The 16,002-nt window shown below is 52.9% G+C and carries 10 protein-coding genes, 1 tRNA gene and 3 rRNA genes; 9 read left to right on the top strand and 5 right to left on the bottom strand.

Annotation, left to right across the window (positions count from 1 at the left end; genetic code table 11):
* Positions 1 to 993, top strand: coding sequence for a ribose operon transcriptional repressor RbsR (gene rbsR / locus ACR42C_RS22860; RefSeq protein WP_116343675.1), 993 nt, complete (start codon positions 1 to 3; stop codon positions 991 to 993).
* On the opposite strand, the gene mdtD is transcribed toward rbsR, so the two are convergent.
* The gene (mdtD, locus tag ACR42C_RS22855; RefSeq protein WP_116343676.1) at positions 959 to 2,392 is read right to left on the bottom strand and encodes a multidrug transporter subunit MdtD; all 1,434 of its coding nucleotides are present in this window, start codon (positions 2,390 to 2,392) and stop codon (positions 959 to 961) included. The two genes, rbsR and mdtD, sit on opposite strands and share 35 nt — an antisense overlap.
* Positions 2,389 to 3,096: a FadR/GntR family transcriptional regulator gene (locus ACR42C_RS22850; protein ID WP_116343677.1), complete on the bottom strand. Its 708-nt coding sequence runs from the start codon at positions 3,094 to 3,096 to the stop codon at positions 2,389 to 2,391. Before ACR42C_RS22850 ends, mdtD begins: the two co-directional genes overlap by 4 nt.
* Positions 3,097 to 3,548: 452 nt before the next feature.
* Between ACR42C_RS22850 and ACR42C_RS22845 the strand changes: the two genes are divergently transcribed.
* The 4 genes from ACR42C_RS22845 (at position 3,549) to rrf (ending at position 8,522) form a co-directional block, all read left to right on the top strand.
* Positions 3,549 to 5,088: ribosomal RNA gene (locus tag ACR42C_RS22845) — 16S ribosomal RNA — on the top strand.
* Positions 5,089 to 5,173: 85 nt separating this feature from the next.
* A tRNA-Glu gene (locus ACR42C_RS22840) sits at positions 5,174 to 5,249 on the top strand.
* A 182-nt stretch (positions 5,250 to 5,431) separates the two neighbouring features.
* A 23S ribosomal RNA gene (locus ACR42C_RS22835) occupies positions 5,432 to 8,336 on the top strand.
* Positions 8,337 to 8,406: 70 nt separating this feature from the next.
* A 5S ribosomal RNA gene (gene rrf / locus ACR42C_RS22830) occupies positions 8,407 to 8,522 on the top strand.
* The 16S, 23S and 5S rRNA genes sit together here with 1 tRNA gene alongside, the layout of an rRNA operon.
* A 99-nt stretch (positions 8,523 to 8,621) precedes the next feature.
* On the opposite strand, the gene mobB is transcribed toward rrf, so the two are convergent.
* Complete coding sequence (gene mobB / locus ACR42C_RS22825) at positions 8,622 to 9,125, bottom strand: molybdopterin-guanine dinucleotide biosynthesis protein MobB (protein ID WP_479984598.1); 504 nt, start codon at positions 9,123 to 9,125, stop codon at positions 8,622 to 8,624.
* Positions 9,122 to 9,706, bottom strand: coding sequence for a molybdenum cofactor guanylyltransferase MobA (gene mobA, locus ACR42C_RS22820; protein ID WP_116343730.1), 585 nt, complete (start codon positions 9,704 to 9,706; stop codon positions 9,122 to 9,124). The genes mobB and mobA overlap by 4 nt, the downstream gene beginning before the upstream one ends.
* Before the next feature lie 68 nt (positions 9,707 to 9,774).
* Between mobA and ACR42C_RS22815 the strand changes: the two genes are divergently transcribed.
* From ACR42C_RS22815 to dsbA, 3 genes are all read left to right on the top strand, one after another.
* A complete protein-coding gene (locus ACR42C_RS22815) occupies positions 9,775 to 10,044 on the top strand; it encodes a YihD family protein (RefSeq protein WP_008501866.1) in 270 nt (89 codons plus the stop codon).
* A gap of 75 nt (positions 10,045 to 10,119) precedes the next feature.
* A complete protein-coding gene (locus ACR42C_RS22810; protein WP_233003669.1) occupies positions 10,120 to 11,106 on the top strand; it encodes a serine/threonine protein kinase in 987 nt (328 codons plus the stop codon).
* Positions 11,107 to 11,133: 27 nt separating this feature from the next.
* Complete coding sequence (gene dsbA, locus ACR42C_RS22805; RefSeq protein ID WP_028014899.1) at positions 11,134 to 11,757, top strand: thiol:disulfide interchange protein DsbA; 624 nt, start codon at positions 11,134 to 11,136, stop codon at positions 11,755 to 11,757.
* A 23-nt stretch (positions 11,758 to 11,780) separates the two neighbouring features.
* Here the strand turns inward: dsbA and ACR42C_RS22800 are convergent, their stop codons facing one another.
* The gene (locus ACR42C_RS22800; protein WP_166712640.1) at positions 11,781 to 12,689 is read right to left on the bottom strand and encodes an acyltransferase; all 909 of its coding nucleotides are present in this window, start codon (positions 12,687 to 12,689) and stop codon (positions 11,781 to 11,783) included.
* A 440-nt stretch (positions 12,690 to 13,129) separates the two neighbouring features.
* On the opposite strand from ACR42C_RS22800, the gene polA reads away from it, so the two are divergent.
* Positions 13,130 to 15,922, top strand: a complete 2,793-nt coding sequence (gene polA / locus ACR42C_RS22795) for a DNA polymerase I (protein WP_163330995.1) — start codon at positions 13,130 to 13,132, stop codon at positions 15,920 to 15,922.
* Positions 15,923 to 16,002 lie beyond the last annotated feature (80 nt).

Raw genomic sequence — 16,002 nt, 5'->3', positions numbered from 1 at the left:
TTGGCTACGATGAAAGATGTCGCCCGCATGGCGGGCGTTTCTACTTCGACTGTCTCTCACGTTATTAATAACGACCGCTTCGTCAGCGAGGCGATTCGTGAGAAAGTCGAAGCCGCAGTAAAAGATCTCAACTATGCGCCGTCGGCGCTGGCGCGCAGTCTGAAGCTTAACCAGACGCGCACCATCGGTATGCTGATCACCGCCAGTACCAACCCTTTTTATTCTGAACTTGTTCGTGGCGTAGAACGCAGCTGCTTTGAGCGTGGCTACAGCCTGGTGCTGTGCAATACCGAAGGCGACGAGCAGCGCATGAACCGCAACCTGGAAACGCTGATGCAAAAACGCGTCGACGGGCTGCTGCTGCTCTGTACCGAAACGCATCAACCCTCGAAAGAGATCATCCAGCGCTATCCCTCTATTCCCACGGTGATGATGGACTGGGCCCCCTTCGACGGTACCAGCGATTTGATTCAGGATAACTCCCTGCTGGGCGGCGATATGGCGACTCAGCATCTGATCGATAAAGGTCATACTCGCATTGCTTGCATTACCGGCCCGTTGGATAAAACCCCGGCGCGCCTGCGTCTGGAAGGGTATCTCTCTGCAATGGAGAGAGCTGGGCTTGCCATTCCTGATGGCTACCGAATCACCGGTGATTTTGAATTTAACGGCGGTTTCGAGGCTATGCAGAAGCTGCTGGCGCAGGATCCTCGCCCGCAGGCGGTGTTTATCGGTAACGATGCAATGGCGTTTGGTGCCTATCAGGCGCTGTATCAGGCGGGACTGCGCGTGCCGGACGATATGGCGATAGTGGGCTACGATGATATCGAACTGGCGCGCTACATGACGCCGCCGCTGACCACCATTCATCAGCCTAAAGATGAACTGGGTGAGCTGGCCATTGATGTGTTGATTCACCGAATGGCGCAGCCCACGCTGCAGCAGCAACGTCTGCAGCTTACTCCTGTTCTGATGGAACGGGGTTCGGTTTAGCCTTTGCTTTGTGTCGCTCTTTGATCAGGTTGCGGCCGTCTTTCGGTTTTAACAGCATAAAGACCAGCGCCGACACCACCGTCAGCACGCCCATGGTGATAAAGGTATAGTGGAACTGCTCAACGGTATTGGTACCGTCAAACCCTTCGTAGAACCGCAGTACCGCCGCACTCACGGCTACCCCGAGGCTGATCGACAGCTGTTGGGTCACCGCCAGTACGCTGTTGCCGCTGCTGGCGTTCTCGTCGGTCAGGTCCGCAAGGGTAATGGTATTCATCGATGTGAACTGCGTTGACATCGCCATCCCCAGCACAAACAGCGGCAGGATCAGCATCCAGACCGGTAACGCGGCGGATTGTAGCGAGAATTGCGCAATCATCAGACCGATAAAGACCGTCACGCCAACCAGCGTCTTACGATAGCCAAACCAGCGCAGTACCTGAGTGACCGTCGATTTCGCCAGAATGGAACCCATTGCCGTGGGCGCCATCATGCAGCCGGCAATCAGCGCCGGGTAGCCGAAACCTACCTGCAGCATCAATGGCATCAGGAACGGTACGCAGCCCGTGCCCAGACGTGAGGCAATATTGCCCGCGATCCCGACGGAAAAGGTTCGGGTATTAAAGAGAGATAAAGAGATAAGCGGTGTCGGATGACGACGCGCATGACGTATATAAAGAAGGAACAGCAGAATACCGCTGAGGATGACGGCGAGTGCCAGCCACGTTTCAACGATCTTCTCGCCAATGAGCTCCATCCCACTGGAGAACAGCACCAGGCTCAGGCCAAACAGGAAAAAGCCGCCCATATCGAAGCTGCGCCTTGGCGTGGTGAAGTTCGGCATATATTTGCGGGCATAGATCAGCCCTGCCACGCCAATCGGAATATTAATCAGGAAAATCCAGTGCCAGCTTGCCCAGGTAACCAGTACCCCGCCGAGAACCGGGCCTAGTATTGGGCCGACCAGCCCCGGCATGGTGACGAAGTTGAGTACGGGAAGCAGTTCGCTGCGTGGATAGGCACGCAGCAAGGCAAGGCGCGCCACCGGCATCATCATCGCGCCGCCAATTCCCTGCAGCACGCGGAAGATAACCAGCTCCGTTAAGGATGTTGAAAGCGCGCAGGCCAGCGAACCGAGCGTAAATAGCGTTACGGCCAGCATGAAAACTCTGCGGGTGCCGAAGCGATCGGCCAGCCAGCCGCTAACCGGGATCAACATCGCAACCGTCAGGGTATAGCTGATGATGGCGGACTGCATTGCCAGTGGGGAGCGGTTAAGGCTTTGCGCGATAGCGGGAAGCGCCGTATTGAGGATGGTGGCATCCAGTGCCTGCATAAAGAACGCCATGGCTGCAATCCACGGCAATCCGGCCATGCTGCGTGCTTTTTTCTCTGTCATTTATTTACCTGCTGGTGGGTTGGCGCGGTCAGCAATGCCTGGCATGCAGTCAGGGCTCGCTGCCCGTCGCTCTCCTGAATGGCATCCACTATCGCCTGATGCAAATCCAGCTTTACCACTTCGTCTTGTGTAATAGAGGTAAAGTAGGTGTGGTACACCGAATGGAATAACGAGGCAAAGGAGGTCAGGAACGGATTGGCGCTCATCATATAGATGTGTTCATGCCAGGCCATATCGACCTCAACCCAGCGTTCCCGGTTGAAGTGTTTTTTCAGGAACACCATCTCTTCCATCAGTGCGTTAAGCTGCGCTTTCTGCTCTGCCGTTCCGAGCGAGGCGGCAAGCAGACATGCCTGGGGTTCCAGACTGCTGCGCATCACCAGAAAGTGATCGACAACCTGATTAAAGTTATCTTCAGTCATCCACCAGGAGAGCAGCTCCTGATCGAGAAAATTCCAGTTACTCTGTGGCATCACGCGCGTGCCAATACGAGGGCGTGGAAGCACCATGCCTTTTGCCGTCAGCGTTTTCACCGCTTCGCGAACGGCAGTACGGCTCACCCCGAACTGCTCACCCAGCTCCATTTCACCCGGCAAGATGCTGCCCGGGGCATATTTACCCGCTAAAATCCGCTGCGCCAGCTTTTCTGCCAGCACATAGGACAGATTTTTTTGGGCGGCTAGCTGTTGTGCGCTTAATGGCATCGCTTTTATTCCTTAATGTTTCATGCTGATAATTATGCCACCTCGAATGTGATTGTGGTTGCAGATACATCAAATAGAACAATTTGTAGCTTGATTTCACCGCTGTTGGTGAAAAAAAACGCGGACAGAAACTTTTTTTAAGTTTCCTCTTGTCACTTAAGAATAACTCCCTATAATGCGCCTCCACTGACACGGAACAACGGCACACACGCCGCCGGGTCAGCAGAGAAAAGCAAAACAAACGCTTGACTCTGAAGCGGGAAAGCGTAATATGCACACCCCGCGCCGCAGCGAAAACGAAGCGGCACTGCTCTTTAACAATTTATCAGACAATCTGTGTGGGCACTCAAAGTGACATGGATTCTTAACGTCGCAAGACGAAAAATGAATACCAAGTCTCTGAGTGAACATACGTAATTCATTACGAAGTTTAATTCACGAGCATCAAACTTAAATTGAAGAGTTTGATCATGGCTCAGATTGAACGCTGGCGGCAGGCCTAACACATGCAAGTCGAACGGTAGCACAGAGAGCTTGCTCTCGGGTGACGAGTGGCGGACGGGTGAGTAATGTCTGGGAAACTGCCTGATGGAGGGGGATAACTACTGGAAACGGTAGCTAATACCGCATAACGTCGCAAGACCAAAGAGGGGGACCTTCGGGCCTCTTGCCATCAGATGTGCCCAGATGGGATTAGCTAGTAGGTGGGGTAACGGCTCACCTAGGCGACGATCCCTAGCTGGTCTGAGAGGATGACCAGCCACACTGGAACTGAGACACGGTCCAGACTCCTACGGGAGGCAGCAGTGGGGAATATTGCACAATGGGCGCAAGCCTGATGCAGCCATGCCGCGTGTATGAAGAAGGCCTTCGGGTTGTAAAGTACTTTCAGCGGGGAGGAAGGCGATAAGGTTAATAACCTTGTCGATTGACGTTACCCGCAGAAGAAGCACCGGCTAACTCCGTGCCAGCAGCCGCGGTAATACGGAGGGTGCAAGCGTTAATCGGAATTACTGGGCGTAAAGCGCACGCAGGCGGTCTGTCAAGTCGGATGTGAAATCCCCGGGCTCAACCTGGGAACTGCATTCGAAACTGGCAGGCTAGAGTCTTGTAGAGGGGGGTAGAATTCCAGGTGTAGCGGTGAAATGCGTAGAGATCTGGAGGAATACCGGTGGCGAAGGCGGCCCCCTGGACAAAGACTGACGCTCAGGTGCGAAAGCGTGGGGAGCAAACAGGATTAGATACCCTGGTAGTCCACGCCGTAAACGATGTCGACTTGGAGGTTGTGCCCTTGAGGCGTGGCTTCCGGAGCTAACGCGTTAAGTCGACCGCCTGGGGAGTACGGCCGCAAGGTTAAAACTCAAATGAATTGACGGGGGCCCGCACAAGCGGTGGAGCATGTGGTTTAATTCGATGCAACGCGAAGAACCTTACCTACTCTTGACATCCAGAGAACTTAGCAGAGATGCTTTGGTGCCTTCGGGAACTCTGAGACAGGTGCTGCATGGCTGTCGTCAGCTCGTGTTGTGAAATGTTGGGTTAAGTCCCGCAACGAGCGCAACCCTTATCCTTTGTTGCCAGCGGTTAGGCCGGGAACTCAAAGGAGACTGCCAGTGATAAACTGGAGGAAGGTGGGGATGACGTCAAGTCATCATGGCCCTTACGAGTAGGGCTACACACGTGCTACAATGGCGCATACAAAGAGAAGCGACCTCGCGAGAGCAAGCGGACCTCATAAAGTGCGTCGTAGTCCGGATTGGAGTCTGCAACTCGACTCCATGAAGTCGGAATCGCTAGTAATCGTGGATCAGAATGCCACGGTGAATACGTTCCCGGGCCTTGTACACACCGCCCGTCACACCATGGGAGTGGGTTGCAAAAGAAGTAGGTAGCTTAACCTTCGGGAGGGCGCTTACCACTTTGTGATTCATGACTGGGGTGAAGTCGTAACAAGGTAACCGTAGGGGAACCTGCGGTTGGATCACCTCCTTACCTTAAAGAACCTGCCTTTGCAGTGCTCACACAGATTGTCTGATGAAAAGTAAGCAGCAAGGCGTCTTGCGATTGAGACTTCAGTGTCCCCTTCGTCTAGAGGCCCAGGACACCGCCCTTTCACGGCGGTAACAGGGGTTCGAATCCCCTAGGGGACGCCACTTGCTGGTGCGTGAGTGAAAGTCACCTGCCGTCATATCTCAAAACTGACTTACGAGTCATGTTTGAGATATTTGCTCTTTAAAAATCTGGATCAAGCTGAAAATTGAAACGACACACATGTTATGTGTGTTCGAGTCTCTCAAATTTTCGCAATCAGAAGTGAAACATCTTCGGGTTGTGAGGTTAAGCGACTAAGCGTACACGGTGGATGCCCTGGCAGTCAGAGGCGATGAAGGACGTGCTAATCTGCGAAAAGCGCCGGCGAGGTGATATGAACCTTTGACCCGGCGATGTCCGAATGGGGAAACCCAGTGTGTTCCGACACACTATCGTTAACTGAATACATAGGTTAACGAGGCGAACCGGGGGAACTGAAACATCTAAGTACCCCGAGGAAAAGAAATCAACCGAGATTCCCCCAGTAGCGGCGAGCGAACGGGGAGCAGCCCGGAGTCTGAATCAGCTTGTGTGTTAGTGGAAGCGTCTGGAAAGTCGCACGGTACAGGGTGACAGTCCCGTACACGAAAATGCACAGGCTGTGAACTCGAAGAGTAGGGCGGGACACGTGGTATCCTGTCTGAATATGGGGGGACCATCCTCCAAGGCTAAATACTCCTGACTGACCGATAGTGAACCAGTACCGTGAGGGAAAGGCGAAAAGAACCCCGGCGAGGGGAGTGAAAAAGAACCTGAAACCGTGTACGTACAAGCAGTGGGAGCACCTTCGTGGTGTGACTGCGTACCTTTTGTATAATGGGTCAGCGACTTATATTCTGTAGCAAGGTTAACCGTATAGGGGAGCCGTAGGGAAACCGAGTCTTAACTGGGCGTTAAGTTGCAGGGTATAGACCCGAAACCCGGTGATCTAGCCATGGGCAGGTTGAAGGTTGGGTAACACTAACTGGAGGACCGAACCGACTAATGTTGAAAAATTAGCGGATGACCTGTGGCTGGGGGTGAAAGGCCAATCAAACCGGGAGATAGCTGGTTCTCCCCGAAAGCTATTTAGGTAGCGCCTCGTGAACTCATCTTCGGGGGTAGAGCACTGTTTCGGCTAGGGGGCCATCCCGGCTTACCAACCCGATGCAAACTACGAATACCGAAGAATGTTATCACGGGAGACACACGGCGGGTGCTAACGTCCGTCGTGAAGAGGGAAACAACCCAGACCGCCAGCTAAGGTCCCAAAGTCATGGTTAAGTGGGAAACGATGTGGGAAGGCACAGACAGCCAGGATGTTGGCTTAGAAGCAGCCATCATTTAAAGAAAGCGTAATAGCTCACTGGTCGAGTCGGCCTGCGCGGAAGATGTAACGGGGCTAAACCATGCACCGAAGCTGCGGCAGCGACGCTTATGCGTTGTTGGGTAGGGGAGCGTTCTGTAAGCCGTCGAAGGTGGCCTGTGAGGGCTGCTGGAGGTATCAGAAGTGCGAATGCTGACATAAGTAACGATAAAGCGGGTGAAAAGCCCGCTCGCCGGAAGACCAAGGGTTCCTGTCCAACGTTAATCGGGGCAGGGTGAGTCGACCCCTAAGGCGAGGCCGAAAGGCGTAGTCGATGGGAAACAGGTTAATATTCCTGTACTTGGTGTTACTGCGAAGGGGGGACGGAGAAGGCTATGTCAGCCGGGCGACGGTTGTCCCGGTTTAAGCGTGTAGGTGTGTGTTCCAGGCAAATCCGGTTCACTCTAACACTGAGGCGTGATGACGAGGCACTACGGTGCTGAAGTGATAAATGCCCTGCTTCCAGGAAAAGCCTCTAAGCATCAGGTAACACGAAATCGTACCCCAAACCGACACAGGTGGTCAGGTAGAGAATACCAAGGCGCTTGAGAGAACTCGGGTGAAGGAACTAGGCAAAATGGTGCCGTAACTTCGGGAGAAGGCACGCTGATATGTAGGTGAAGCCCCTGCGGGTGGAGCTGAAATCAGTCGAAGATACCAGCTGGCTGCAACTGTTTATTAAAAACACAGCACTGTGCAAACACGAAAGTGGACGTATACGGTGTGACGCCTGCCCGGTGCCGGAAGGTTAATTGATGGGGTTAGCGGCAACGCGAAGCTCTTGATCGAAGCCCCGGTAAACGGCGGCCGTAACTATAACGGTCCTAAGGTAGCGAAATTCCTTGTCGGGTAAGTTCCGACCTGCACGAATGGCGTAATGATGGCCAGGCTGTCTCCACCCGAGACTCAGTGAAATTGAACTCGCTGTGAAGATGCAGTGTACCCGCGGCAAGACGGAAAGACCCCGTGAACCTTTACTATAGCTTGACACTGAACACTGGTCCTTGATGTGTAGGATAGGTGGGAGGCTTTGAAGCGTGGACGCCAGTCTGCGTGGAGCCGTCCTTGAAATACCACCCTTTAATGGCTGGTGTTCTAACGTGGACCCGTAATCCGGGTTGCGGACAGTGTCTGGTGGGTAGTTTGACTGGGGCGGTCTCCTCCCAAAGAGTAACGGAGGAGCACGAAGGTTAGCTAATCCTGGTCGGACATCAGGAGGTTAGTGCAATGGCATAAGCTAGCTTGACTGCGAGAGTGACGGCTCGAGCAGGTGCGAAAGCAGGTCATAGTGATCCGGTGGTTCTGAATGGAAGGGCCATCGCTCAACGGATAAAAGGTACTCCGGGGATAACAGGCTGATACCGCCCAAGAGTTCATATCGACGGCGGTGTTTGGCACCTCGATGTCGGCTCATCACATCCTGGGGCTGAAGTAGGTCCCAAGGGTATGGCTGTTCGCCATTTAAAGTGGTACGCGAGCTGGGTTTAGAACGTCGTGAGACAGTTCGGTCCCTATCTGCCGTGGGCGCTGGAGAATTGAGGGGGGCTGCTCCTAGTACGAGAGGACCGGAGTGGACGCATCACTGGTGTTCGGGTTGTCATGCCAATGGCACTGCCCGGTAGCTAAATGCGGAAGAGATAAGTGCTGAAAGCATCTAAGCACGAAACTTGCCCCGAGATGAGTTCTCCCTGAGACTTTAAGTCTCCTGAAGGAACGTTGAAGACGACGACGTTGATAGGTCGGGTGTGTAAGCGCAGCGATGCGTTGAGCTAACCGATACTAATGAACCGTGAGGCTTAACCTTACAACGCCGAAGGTGTTTTGGCGGAAGAGACGCAAACAATATTCAGCCTGATACAGATTAACAGAATTTGCCTGGCGGCTTTAGCGCGGTGGTCCCACCTGACCCCATGCCGAACTCAGAAGTGAAACGCCGTAGCGCCGATGGTAGTGTGGGGTCTCCCCATGTGAGAGTAGGGAACTGCCAGGCATCAATTAAGTAAAGAGGCCATCCGCAAGGATGGCCTTTTTGCGTTTATAGACTAAAAAACGGTAGGCGCCGGGTAAGGCAAAGCCGCCACCCGGCAAGTCAGACCGCACTCCACTTCACAACAAACTCTGCAATCCCATCCACATCATTCAAATTCAGTAACGGAACTTCAAGCGGCAATACAACATCACTGGCCACCGCAATCACATGCTCATCCAGCGTTAACTCGCTGAAATCATGCCCGGCATCGTTTCTGAACAGCAGGATCTTAGGTACGGCCTCATGCTTAAATCCCTCAACCAGCACCAGATCCAGCGTGGAATGATCCATCCGGCTGACCAGATACGCAAGATCCAGCGGTGCCTCATCCGGCGTTTCTGTCATCAACGCCCAGCGCTGGTTGCTTGCCACCATCGTTTGCGCCGCACCCGCTTTACGCAGTTCATAGCTATCTTTGCCCGGCTTATCGACATCCATATTATGGTGCGTGTGTTTAATCAAGCCAGGATGGATGCCGCGGGCGCACAGCGCGGGTATCAGTTTTTTCAGCAGCGTAGTTTTTCCCGTACCGCTCCAGGCAGAGATTGCTAAAACAGGTGTCATCTCTTCTCCTGCATGGCCTGTAAATCTTCTGTCGTGTTCACATTCACGAAGGATGTTTTCATGTCGCTAAAATCAACAGCATGTCCGCCAACCTTGCGCATAAACACCATAACTCTTCGTTCACCGGCAGCCAGATAGCCGCTCATGTCCGGAATCAACGATCTGTTAACGAGCGCGATAGTTGGATGGTCGCGCTCGCCGTCATGCACCCAGACCACGGGCGATTCACCTCGCTGTTGCACCATTCGCTCTACCAGGCAAGCGGGTATAAATGGCGTATCACACGAACAAAAGAGAAACCACTCGCCCTGCGACTGCTGCATCACCGAAAGCATGCCGGCCAGCGGTCCCGGATAATCTGCGAGATTATCCTGATAAACGGGAAACCCGCTACGTTGGTAAATATCAATGTGGCGATTAGCGCTGAGCGCCATGGCCGATACCTGATTGACAAGCGTATCAGCGACGTGCTGCCATAAGGGCTTGCCATTCAGGCGCTGTAACCCCTTATCTTCTCCGCCCATTCGCGTCGCTCTGCCACCGGCCAGAACGACACCGATGATTTTCTGGCTCTCATTCACTAATATCGCCTCTTTTATTGTGGGATTGACCCTGCTAACGTGTCACTCTAAATGAAAGGAGCACCACCATGAAATGTAAACGTCTGAATGAAGTCATTGAACTCCTCCAGCCAGCCTGGCAAAAAGAGCCAGAGCTGAATCTGATGCAATTCTTACAAAAACTGGCGAAAGAGTCAGGTTTTGACGGCGATCTGGCAGACCTTTCTGACGACATCCTGATCTACCACCTCAAAATGCGCGACTCGGCCAAAGATGCTGTTATTCCTGGTATTCAGAAGGATTATGAGGAAGATTTTAAAACTGCGCTGCTGCGCGCCCGAGGCGTAATTAAAGAGTAAAAGCTTGTAAGCGGAGCCACCGAAATCGCCACAAGATGATATCCTGAATCATTCGTATAATTTCCGGATGATCGGATGAACGACCAGGCTTTTACTTTCCAGACACTACACCCGGATACCATTATGGATGCCCTGTTTGAACAGGGTATTCGTGTGGATTCAGGGCTAACCCCGTTAAATAGCTACGAAAACCGCGTCTATCAATTTCAGGACGAGGATCGTCAGCGCTTCGTCGTAAAGTTCTATCGCCCTGAACGTTGGTCTGCACAGCAAATTCAGGAAGAGCACCAGTTTGCTCACGATCTGCTGGGTGATGACGTCCCTGTTGCCGCGCCGATAAAGTTCAATAACCAAACGCTGCACACGCATGAAGGGTTTTACTACGCCGTATTCCCCAGTCTGGGTGGCCGCCAGTTTGAAGCGGATAGTATCGATCAGATGGAGTGGGTTGCTCGCTATCTGGGACGCATTCATCAGACGGGACGTAAAACAGCGTTCACTGCCCGACCAACGCTCGGGATTCAGGAATATCTCACCGAACCACGTCAGGTATTTGAAACGTCTGCGCTGATCCCCACTGCGCTAAAGGATAATTTCCTCAACGCCACCGATAAGCTTATTGCTGCGGTGAAAGCCTGCTGGCGTGATGATATTTCCGTTCTGCGCCTGCATGGCGATTGTCACGCCGGAAATATCCTCTGGCGCGATGGCCCGCTGTTTGTCGATCTCGACGATGCGCGCATGGGACCTGCGGTTCAGGATCTGTGGATGCTGCTCAATGGCGACAAAGCCGAGCAGCGCATGCAGCTTGAAACGATTATTGAAGCCTATGAAGAATTTAGCCCGTTTAATTCAGACGAAATTGCCCTGATTGAGCCTTTACGTTCTATGCGTTTTGTTTATTATCTCGCATGGTTAATCAGGCGTTGGGACGATCCCGCATTTCCCCGTAATTTCCCGTGGCTTACCGGAGAAGATTACTGGCGCAGCCAGATATCTACATTCACTCAGCAGGTTAAGGTTCTTCAGGAACCCCCTCTGCAATTAACGCCGATGTATTAATTGGACACACCCAGGAGAGAGTTAATCATGAAAAAAATTTGGCTGGCGCTGGCAGGTATGATTCTGGCATTTAGCGCTTCTGCTGCGCAGTTTACCGACGGTAAACAGTTCATCACGCTGGAAAAGCCGGTAGCTGGCGAGCCACAGGTTCTGGAATTCTTCTCGTTCTACTGCCCGCACTGCTATCAATTCGAAGAGGTGCTGCATGTTTCTGACAACGTGAAGAAAAAGCTGCCGGAAGGCACCAAAATGACCAAGTACCACGTTGAGTTCCTGGGCCCGTTGGGTAAAGACCTAACTCAGGCGTGGGCGGTAGCTATGGCGCTGGGCGTGGAAGATAAAATCACTGCTCCAATGTTCGAAGCCGTACAGAAAACTCAGACCGTTCAGACCACTGCGGATATCCGTAAAGTGTTCGTTGATGCCGGCGTGAAAGGTGAAGAGTACGACGCCGCGTGGAACAGCTTTGTGGTGAAATCTCTGGTGGCTCAGCAGGAAAAAGCGGCCGCGGACCTGCAGCTTCAGGGCGTTCCGGCGATGTTTGTTAACGGCAAATATCAGCTGAACATGCAGGGCATGGACACCAGCAGCATGGATATCTTTGTACAGCAGTATGCCGATACCGTGAAATACCTGGTTGAGAAGAAGTAATTTCGTTGATATGAAAACGCCGGTCACTGACCGGCGTTTTTGTATGAGGATTTAATGCTGTCTATCTGTTGGTCTTTCTCTTTCCAGAGCGTATTAAGCCACTGCTGGAAACCACGTTTGAAATTCTTATCGTTAACGTAGTCACCGTGCAGCTCGACATCGATTGGCACTAAATTCACCCGAACAACAATGCGCGTCAGCTTGCCGCTTAGCATATCGAAGAACGGCGTCCTGTCATTTTCCGGATAGCAGAGCGTAACGTTCAGAAGTTTATCGAACTGTGCACCCAGCACGTTAAGCGCCATCGCAATACCCGCCGCCTTTGGCGGGAGCAAATGCCGATAAGGAGAGCGAGTTTGTTGACGCTTCTCTTCCGTAAACCGGGAGCCTTCAACAAAGTTCACGATGGTTGTTGGATGCGCGCGAAACTTTTCACAGGAACGGCGCGTGGTCTCCACATCCTTACCGCGACGCTCCGGATGACGAATCAAATAGCTGCGCGAATAGCGTTTCATAAACGGCATATCGAGGGCCCAGCAGGCCAGCCCGATAAAAGGCACCCAGGCGAGCTGCTGCTTCAGGAAGTATTTGTTCATCGGGATATGCTTGCGGAAAAGCACGCATAACACCACGATGTCTGCCCAGCTGTGGTGATTGCAAATCAGCAGGTACCAGTTCTTTTTGTTCAGGCTCTCCAGCCCTTCGATATCCCACTTCAGATGCGGGTTCAGGCACAGCAGGATCGCCAGTCCTTCACACCAGCAATACATCATGAAATTACAAAACGCAGAGACGGATCGCCACACCGCAGGCACAGGCAGCAGCAGTTTAACGATCCCGGCAATAATGATCGGCACAGAACAGGCAATCGTCACCAGAATAGTTAAAATGATGCTTAGCGGTAATGTTATTGCAGCGAGCAATTTCGACATGATGAGCTTTTTCAGGTGGTTAGCTGTAATGAAGCGGCCGATAATTCGGCGCTGGGCGCTGATTTTATCAGAAAAATGACAAAATAATGGCGCTTTCATGTCTTCAATTGACGGCTTTTCCCCTGACGCAGAAGATTTCTCTAATACTGTGCGCTATTCAGGACTTATATCCACATAGACTAAATTGTCACCATCAGGCTATTATCATACAGTGTTAGTGTTTAACAAGCTGATATGTAATGATTTATTCTCAACGCATACCTGCATTTAGCACCTGTTTTTCATTTGAAGTGAAAATATTCACAAACTTATCCACAGTTTGAGTTTTGCGAGCGATCCTCACGATCGCAAAATCTTTTCCTGTATCGAACCTGAATAACTGATGTTTTCATCCTTCTGTGGCATCCTTTACGCATAAATTGATTAAAGGCACGGACATTATGGTTCAGATCCCAGAAAACCCACTTATTCTCGTCGACGGCTCTTCTTACCTGTATCGGGCGTACCATGCGTTTCCTCCTCTGACCAATAGCGCAGGGGAACCTACCGGCGCAATGTACGGCGTGCTGAACATGCTGCGCAGCCTGATCCTTCAGTACCAGCCCACCCATGCGGCTGTCGTTTTTGATGCGAAAGGCAAAACCTTCCGCGATGAGCTGTTTGAGCATTACAAATCCCATCGTCCGCCAATGCCTGACGATCTGCGTGCGCAGATTGAACCGCTGCACGCCATGGTGAAAGCAATGGGCCTGCCGCTGCTGGCCGTCTCTGGCGTGGAAGCCGACGACGTCATCGGTACGCTGGCGCGTGAAGCTGAAAAAATGGGCCGTCCGGTACTGATCAGCACCGGCGATAAAGATATGGCCCAGCTGGTGACGCCAGGTATCACCCTGATAAACACCATGACCAACACCATTCTGGGGCCGGAAGAAGTGGTCACTAAGTATGGCGTGCCGCCAGAGCTCATTATCGACTTCCTCGCGTTGATGGGTGACTCCTCGGATAACATCCCTGGCGTCCCCGGCGTTGGTGAAAAAACCGCGCAGGCGCTGCTCCAGGGGCTGGGTGGTCTGGACACGCTCTACGCGGAATCAGACAAAATCGCCAGCCTTTCCTTCCGTGGCGCAAAAACCATGGCCGGGAAGCTGGAAGAGAACAAAGAGGTGGCTTATCTGTCCTATAAGCTGGCAACGATTAAAACCGATGTGGAACTGGAGCTGGGCTGTGAGCAGCTGGAAGTGCAACAGCCTTCCGCTGACGACCTGCTGAGCCTGTTTAAGAAATACGAATTCAAGCGCTGGACCACTGACGTGGAAGCCGGTAAATGGCTGCAGGCAAAAGGGGCCAAACCAGCTGCGAAGCCGAAGGAGACGATTGTCGTTGATGCCGAAGAGCAGGCGGAAGAAGAAGCCGCTGCGCTCTCCTTCGACAACTACGAAACCGTTCTGGAAGAGTCACAGCTGATCGCCTGGATCGAGAAACTGAAAAAAGCGCCGGTCTTTGCCTTTGACACCGAAACTGACAGCCTCGACAACATCTCAGCCAATATGGTGGGATTGTCCTTCGCGACAGAGCCGGGTATTGCCGCCTACGTTCCTGTGGCGCACGACTACCTGGATGCGCCGGAGCAGATCTCCCGCGAGCGCGTGCTTGAGCTGCTGAAGCCGATTCTGGAAGATGAAAAGGCGCTCAAGGTCGGGCAAAACCTCAAGTACGACCGCGGTATTCTGCAGAACTATGGCATTGAACTGCGCGGGATTGCCTTCGATACTATGCTCGAATCTTACATTCTGGACAGCGTCGCGGGTCGTCATGATATGGATTCCTTATCTGACCGCTGGCTCAAGCACAAAACCATCACCTTTGAAGAGATTGCCGGTAAAGGGAAAAATCAGCTCACATTTAACCAGATCGCTCTTGAAGAAGCAGGGCGCTACGCGGCGGAAGACGCCGACGTCACGCTGCAGCTGCACCTGAAGATGTGGCCAAAACTGCAGAAGCATGAAGGTCCGCTGAACGTGTTCCAGCATATCGAGATGCCGCTGGTGCCCGTGCTGTCACGGATTGAACGTAACGGCGTGAAAATCGACCCAACGGTGCTGCATAACCACTCCGGGGAGCTGGCGCAGCGTCTGACCGAGCTTGAGCAGAAAGCGCACGATCTTGCAGGCGAGCCGTTTAACCTTTCTTCACCGAAGCAGCTGCAAACCATCCTGTTTGAAAAGCAGGGCATCAAGCCGCTGAAGAAAACCCCTGGCGGCGCACCGTCAACCTCAGAAGAGGTGCTGGAAGAGCTGGCGCTGGACTACCCGCTGCCAAAAGTGATTCTGGAGTACCGCGGTCTCGCGAAGCTTAAGTCTACCTACACGGACAAACTTCCGCTGATGATCAACCCGAAAACGGGTCGCGTGCACACGTCGTATCATCAGGCTGTCGCGGCCACGGGACGCCTCTCGTCAACCGATCCTAACCTGCAGAACATCCCGGTGCGTAATGAAGAAGGGCGCCGCATTCGTCAGGCTTTCATCGCCCCGGAGGATTACCTGATTGTCTCGGCTGACTACTCGCAAATCGAACTGCGCATTATGGCGCACCTGTCCCGTGACAAAGGTCTGCTGACGGCATTTGCGGAAGGGAAAGACATCCACCGTGCGACCGCGGCGGAGGTCTTTGGTTTGCCGCTGGAGAGCGTGACCAACGAACAGCGCCGCAGTGCAAAAGCAATCAACTTCGGTTTGATCTACGGCATGAGCGCGTTTGGTCTTTCTCGCCAGCTCAATATTCCGCGTAAAGAGTCGCAGAAGTATATGGATCTCTACTTCGAACGCTACCCGGGCGTGCTGGAATATATGGAACGTACCCGCGCGCAGGCGAAAGAGAAAGGTTACGTTGAAACCCTGGATGGCCGTCGTCTCTATCTCCCGGACATCAAATCCAGCAACGCGGCCCGCCGCGCTGGCGCAGAACGTGCGGCGATCAACGCCCCGATGCAGGGAACCGCAGCGGACATCATCAAGCGCGCCATGATTGCCGTGGATGCCTGGCTGGAGAAAGAGAAGCCGCGCGTGAAAATGATCATGCAGGTACACGATGAACTGGTGTTTGAAGTCCACAAAGACGATCTCGATACTGTGTCGAAAAAAATCCACGAACTCATGGAAAGCAGCATGACGCTAGACGTGCCGTTGCTGGTGGAAGTGGGAAGTGGTGAAAACTGGGATCAGGCTCACTAAAGGTTCAATGAATAACGCGCTTTTTATGTAAGTTAGCAACATAACAAAGCGCGTTTTGTGACGATCATTAGAATTCCCTA

This window comes from Enterobacter sp. MG-EB028 (assembly GCF_056673305.1).
Note: the sequence above shows the minus strand (reverse complement) of the source record. Positions and strands in the feature narration are given on the sequence as shown.